This window comes from Halorubrum sp. SD690R, assembly GCF_005435035.1.
GTDB classification, from domain to species: Archaea; Halobacteriota; Halobacteria; order Halobacteriales; family Haloferacaceae; genus Halorubrum; species Halorubrum ezzemoulense.
In genome coordinates this window covers 1-2,009 of the sequence record NZ_SGTV01000078.1, presented here as the reverse complement: position 1 = coordinate 2,009, position 2,009 = coordinate 1, and the positions used below count along the sequence as shown (strand labels likewise).

The following is a 2,009-nucleotide window of genomic DNA, read 5'->3' as shown; positions in this document are numbered from 1 at the left end:
TCGAGGTCTGGAGCCGTAAGGACAGTGTCTGGGTGGTAGAGAAATCTCATACGCACCCATCCAGACGCTTTCTGAGAATCTAACCCTGTCAGTTGTGACTATCCGCTTACCCGATGGGAACTACCGATAGTGGTACTTCTGTTGAACTCAGAGGGGTCATCAATACAGGTCAGTGTGGCTGATCCAGTCGGATTCGCGTTCCTTGCGGCGCTTCTATCGGGTTTAGGATTTGTCTTTGGGCTTACACTATATGGCATTTGGTCATTTACCGAATACAGACGACTGCGTGAACGTATTCCAGACCCACGGCCACCGAGTCCGTTCCGACATCCGTCTCGCCTCGTTACAATCATGTACTCCCGAGACGAACTCAACGCCTATGGCCGTCGAGTGAAACTGACCGGCTTCGTGTTCACACTCATCGTGTTCCTCATCGGTGTCGTCGGGTTCGTGCTCGTGACGGCGTCGTAATAAAAAACGCTCTTGTGTAGCACATTGTTGATGGACTGCGGTCTTGCGATTTGCGGGTGCGTGAATCAAATTGGGAGTTCACGGTAGAGGTACTAAGAATGTCGATTAGTGTTCCCACTCAGCTAGCATTGACTGTATCAACAATCTCCTACAGAAGAGCGATAAAAAAAAGAATTAGCTCGATCGGTACAACGAGAGGAGAGAGGATATAAATAGGAATGTACCGACGGCGATTAATGCGGCCCCTATTCGTGTTGACTCTGTAATGTTTGTCGCTCCGACCACCGTCATCGCGATCCCGACCACACTCAGCAGAACCTTCCATACCGCGTTTGGGACCAACTCCAGCAATAGTTCAAAAATGAACTCTAAGATATCATCTATCATGTCTATTAATCACCACGACGGTGCCTAGTCCGTCAGTTGGCAATAGTGCTAGGTGGTAGATCCAGTTGCTTGTTTTTAACTCTGTGTTCACCATTTCAACCTCTCGGCTCTGTTGAAATTCTTAGCAGTTGGTACAAACGGGCTGTTAAATACAGGGCGCGAGTCTGTCACCCATCTACAGACTGGGTGGTATGACGGTTGTACAACCACCATGGAATATGGAGTACCATTGCTAAGAGAACTGCCACGCCAAGCTCCAAGAGAACTCCTTCAGTAACTTGGGACGCAAGAAAGACTGCAGTGCCAGCTATGACGGCAGTTATGATCCGACTCGGATTCCAATTAAGGAGGGCAGACTGAAGCGCAGACATTACTTCCTCAGTCGAAAGCTACGAACATATGTGTTCTGGAAGTTTGGGTTCGGTATGATAACTATTCCAATGGTCGTAATTCAGAGTGTGAAACGGTGACTTGGATTTTTATTAATATGGAAGAATTCATTGACTGATGCGATCAGCGTTGAGTTCATCAGTTTCGATACAAGGAGCCAGTAGTACCAATATTGAATTGTTCGTTACACTAGGACTCATTATTTTGATTTTTGCCGGATTGTGGAAAGTATTTGAGAAAGCTGGGAAACCGGGCTGGGCTGCGATTATTCCGATATACAATCTCTACGTCTTAGTCAAGGTGAGCGGAAACGCATGGTATTGGTTTGCTCTGTTCTTCGTCCCAGTGATCAATTTCTTCGCCACGCTGAAAGTTAGTATCGATGTCGCTGGCAAATTCAATAAGGGGATTCTGTTCGGCCTCGGACTCACGTTTATTTCATTCGTCTTCTACCCGCTTCTCGGATTCGGTGGCTACCAGTATAACGATGCCACTAGCTCAACGGAGAGCATGGCCTAACACTCAAAAATCTCATTTAGGCCCAACTGCGCCGTGTTTCTCCCGATGAAACGCTGCTACGGGCTTGATACTATTCCCAGTATTAGATACAGGTAGCCGCCGGCCGGAGGCGGTCTTGATACTGTCAGCTAAATATTCTTTAGGTTAGAGTGTGATTAGCAAGTATGTCCACGCTTGACGCCGCCACTCTTGACGACCTCCGCGACGCTCTCGCGGAGGTCGAAGATAAAAAGCCGACACAG

The 2,009-nt window shown here is 47.9% G+C and carries 1 protein-coding gene; it reads left to right on the top strand.

Features of this window, described 5'->3' with window-relative positions; translation table 11 throughout:
- Positions 1–1,365: 1,365 nt before the first annotated feature.
- On the top strand, positions 1,366–1,767 hold the full coding sequence (locus EXE41_RS18415; protein ID WP_049933027.1) for a DUF5684 domain-containing protein: 402 nt from the start codon (positions 1,366–1,368) through the stop codon (positions 1,765–1,767).
- The last annotated feature ends 242 nt before the right edge of the window (positions 1,768–2,009 follow it).